Source organism: Intestinimonas sp. RTP31139st1_F5_RTP31139_211217 (assembly GCF_040226735.1).
Lineage (GTDB): Bacteria > Bacillota > Clostridia > Oscillospirales > Oscillospiraceae > Intestinimonas > Intestinimonas butyriciproducens.
The window spans coordinates 1-3,726 of record NZ_JBCOAQ010000081.1 but is presented as its reverse complement, the minus strand read 5'-3'; the positions used below and the strand labels follow the sequence as shown (position 1 = coordinate 3,726).

General features: G+C 67.8%; 5 protein-coding genes. 2 read left to right on the top strand and 3 right to left on the bottom strand.

All coding sequences use genetic code 11. From position 1 onward, the window contains the following. Positions 1–155: 155 nt before the first annotated feature. The 3 genes from ABUA09_RS18120 to ABUA09_RS18110 form a co-directional block, all read right to left on the bottom strand. On the bottom strand, positions 156–554 hold the full coding sequence (locus tag ABUA09_RS18120; protein WP_058117006.1) for a BlaI/MecI/CopY family transcriptional regulator: 399 nt from the start codon (positions 552–554) through the stop codon (positions 156–158). 153 nt (positions 555–707) lie between these two features. Beyond that, the gene (locus tag ABUA09_RS18115; RefSeq protein WP_052082873.1) at positions 708–1,373 is read right to left on the bottom strand and encodes an HAD family hydrolase; all 666 of its coding nucleotides are present in this window, start codon (positions 1,371–1,373) and stop codon (positions 708–710) included. Further along, complete coding sequence (locus ABUA09_RS18110) at positions 1,370–2,323, bottom strand: ketopantoate reductase family protein (protein ID WP_208319932.1); 954 nt, start codon at positions 2,321–2,323, stop codon at positions 1,370–1,372. Before ABUA09_RS18110 ends, ABUA09_RS18115 begins: the two co-directional genes overlap by 4 nt. Positions 2,324–2,587: 264 nt before the next feature. On the opposite strand from ABUA09_RS18110, the gene ABUA09_RS18105 reads away from it, so the two are divergent. Both ABUA09_RS18105 and ABUA09_RS18100 read left to right on the top strand, forming a co-directional pair. Next, positions 2,588–3,109, top strand: coding sequence for a hypothetical protein (locus tag ABUA09_RS18105; RefSeq protein ID WP_349949616.1), 522 nt, complete (start codon positions 2,588–2,590; stop codon positions 3,107–3,109). A 27-nt stretch (positions 3,110–3,136) separates the two neighbouring features. Next, positions 3,137–3,628, top strand: coding sequence for a GNAT family N-acetyltransferase (locus ABUA09_RS18100; protein ID WP_052082872.1), 492 nt, complete (start codon positions 3,137–3,139; stop codon positions 3,626–3,628). The last annotated feature ends 98 nt before the right edge of the window (positions 3,629–3,726 follow it).

Genomic DNA, 3,726 nt, shown 5'->3' with positions numbered 1-3,726 from the left:
GAAGGGCAGGCACAGCCGCAGCAGCACCCGCAGCCAGAGGTAGTAACCCGCTGCCCGGCTCAGCCGCCGGCGGAAGACCCGCTCCAGCAGCAGCACCACGCCGGTGAGCAGGGACCCCAGCACTGTCAGGCGCAGCAGCGTCTCCAGCAGCGTGCTCACGTCTCCCCGCCCCCCTTCTCCTCCCACAGGGCGTCGAACATGGCCCGGAGCTCGCCCACATCCTCCCGCTTCAGGGCCTGCCGCTCCACCAGGGCGGCCACCATCGCCTTGGCGCTGCCCGCGTAGAGCTTGTCGATGAGGCGCTGGGTCTTGTAGCGGCCGAAGTTCTCCCGGCTCACCAGGGGCCGGTAGTAATAGACCTCCCGCTTCTCCTGCTCCACCGCCCCTTTCCGGCACAGGCGGCGCAGCAGGGTCTTGGTGGTGTCCCCGTTCCAGCCCCGGGCCCGAGCCATGGCCTCCTTCACCTGGGACAGCGTCATGGGGCCCTCTCCCCGCCACAGGGCCCCCATCACCTCCAGCTCCGCGTCGGTGATCCGCTCCTCTGCCTCCGACATTTCACAGCGCTCCTTTCTGCTCTCAAAGATTCGGAAACCCTCTCCGCCAGGCAAAGACTCTCTGACAGGAGAAGAGGTTACAGTTGTACCCTATATCAATAGGGTACAACTGTAACCTCTCTTTGTCAAGGACAATTTGGTAACAGTTCGGTGTCAGAACAGGGGGGCCAGTGTCCGCGCCGCCTCCGCCAGGTTCTCCGCAGCCTCCACACCCGGAGGGACCGGCTTCCCCTTCCGGTTGAGCCAGAGGGCCCGGATACCCAGAGCGCGGGGCGTCTCCACATCCCCGGCCAGCGAGTCCCCCAGGTGGACGGTCTCCCCGGGACGAAGGCCATACCGCTCCAGGGCGAAGCGGAATATCTCCGGACGGGGCTTGGCGTACCGGGCGGCCTGGCTGGTGACAGCGCCGGCCACGGGGAGGCCGTACCGCCGGAGGGCCTCCTCCACAAAGTGGTCGTCGCTGTTGGTGACCAGATACACCGGGGCGGGGGCCGCCTCCAGAAAGGCCCGGGCGTCCTCATAGAGGGGCGGGGCGCACCAGTGCTCCACCATCCGGTCCGTCAGGGCCCTGGGGTCCTCCGGAGAGCCGAAGCGCTCCACCGTCTCCTGGAAGCTCTCCACGGCGATGTCGTACCGGGTGCGGAAATCCACGCCGCAGCACCGCGCCGACAGGGCCCCGAACCGCTCCCACCAAAAGGCCACCACATCCTCCGGGGCCGCGCCGCAGCTCTCCGCCACCCGGCCCACCACCTCCAGGGAGATGGGTCCGTTCTCATGGACCAGCGTGCCGTAAAAATCGCAAAAAATAGCCTTTTTCACCCCCGTGCCGCCTCCGGAAGGCCGGGGATGGTCCCGGCGTTTTTGGCCTCCAGGGCCCGGATCCCCTGGAGCATGACGGCGCTGACCGGGGTGGGGATGCCGTGCTTCTCCCCCAGGCGCACCACGGCGCCGGCGAAGAGCCCCACCTCCGTCTGCCTGCCCCGGTCCAGGTCCTGCAGGGTGGAGGGCCGGCTGGCGGGGTCCTGGTTGTAGACGATCCTGTTCCGGAGGGCCATATCCTCCTCCGTCAGCTCCACCCCGGCCTCCGCCCGGGCCACCGCCGCCACCTCGGCCATCAGGGCCCTGCGGATCCCGTCGGCGGGCCAGCCCTCCCGATAGGCCCCGTAGGGCACGCCCAGCAGAGCGCAGGGCAGGTTCTCGCTGACGTTGCCCATAAATTTCAGCCAGATGCAGTGGATCATATCCGGCTCCACCCGGCAGCGGACCCCCGCCCGGCGGAAGAGGTCCTCCAGGGCCAGCACCCGCGGGCCGGGCGGGTCGTTCCGGGCCTCCCCGATGCGCACCATGCCCCGGGGGTTATAGACCGCCGTCCCGTTTTCCATGCTGGCGTCCACCCACATGCTGGCGTAGAGCACCTTTTCCGGGCCGTAGACCTCCCCGGCCTGCCGGGCGCAGTCCAGCCCATTGAGCACAGGCAGGAGGATGGTGTCCTCCCCCACGAAGCGGCCCACCTGCTCCAGCGCCTCCCGGTAGGCGTAATCCTTCACGGCCAGGATCACCAGATCCACCGGCTCCGCCGGGCCCTCCGGCTCTGTCAGACGGAACGTCACAGGAGCGCCGTTCACCATGACGCCCCGGGCCAGCCGGGCCTTCCGCACGCCGCCGGCCACCACCCGGAAGCCGTCCCCCAGCGTGGCGGACAGCCCCGGCGCGAACACCGCCCCCATGGCCCCCATGCCGATGAGGGCGGCGGTCCTGATCTCTCTCATTTCCATAACCTCCCGCTGCTTGTTTGGGTATTTGGATATTATTTTAGTGCACAAGGCGGCCCCCGTCAATCCCGGAACGACCGGGGCCCTCGCCCATTGTCACCCCGTCCACCACGTGCTATAATGGCCCCAAAGCGGCTCCCACGCCTTCCGCCCGCCCCGGTTGCGGGCGCGGCGCGCCGAAACACGCCGCCCTTGCCCGCGGAGGAAAAGCATGGTATAATCCTGTTGCAGCCGCATTTAAACAAAAAAGGTCGGATCCATATGAAAAAGTACTTCAGCGGCCCCGCGCTTTTGTGCGCCCTGCTGGCCTTTCTCCTCTTCGTGGTGGCGGCCTGCGCCACCTACTACTGGACGGCCGGGGTCTTTGTAACCGCCCGGCTGGCCCTTTTATATGTCGTCCTGGGCGCGGCAGGCGCCCTGGCCCTGCTCCTCCGCCGGGTGTGGTTTGCCTTCTTTTTCTACATAGGCTGCGCCCTGGGCTGGGCCGCCGGCCAGTTCGTGGGCGCTCTGGAGGGGGACTTTGCCCCCACGGCGGGGCTCATCTGCACCTTCTTCCTCATGGCCGTCTTTGCCGTCATCGGGGCGTGGCTGGAGTGGAAGCGTTTCCGGCACCGCCGCCGAAAGGAAAAGGACCGCCGGGAGCGGCAGCAGCAGGAGGACGAGGCGCGGGAGCGCGCCCTTCTGGCCCAGCAGCAGGCCAAGGCCGCTGCGGCCCCGCCTCCGGCCCCCGGGGATGCCGGGGCGGAGCCCGGCGCCGGGACACAGGAGCCGCCCCGGACCTGAATCAATGTACTGTAAGGAGGACCCGCCATGGAGTCGAACCAGCTCTTTTCCATCCGCAAGGCCGTCGCGGACGATGTGCCCCTCATCCTGCAATTCATTCTGGACCTGGCCGAGTACGAACAGCTCCGGCACGAGGTGGTGACCGACGAGGACACCCTCCGGACCTGGATCTTTGAACGCCACGGTGCAGAGGTCCTCATCGCCCAGGAGGGGGACGAGCCGGTGGGCTTCGCCCTCTATTTCCACAACTTCTCCACCTTCCTGGGCCGCTGCGGCATATACCTGGAGGATCTGTTCGTCCGCCCGGAGCACCGGGGCAAGGGCTACGGCCTGGCCCTGCTCAAGCGGCTGGCCGCCATCGCCGTGGAGGAGGGCTGCGGACGGCTGGAGTGGTGGTGCCTGGACTGGAACAAGCCCTCCATCGACTTCTATCTCTCCCTCCCCGCCCAGCCCATGGACGAGTGGACGGTCTACCGCGTGGCGGGGGAGGACCTCACCAATCTGGCCAGGGGCGGCTGAACCGGGGCATTTGATCCCACGCGGGGCGGGCGTTCCCCCGCCACAGACCACTAGCGTTCCCTAGCATACAGGTGTTTCAGCAGACGGAGGGGGGGGGG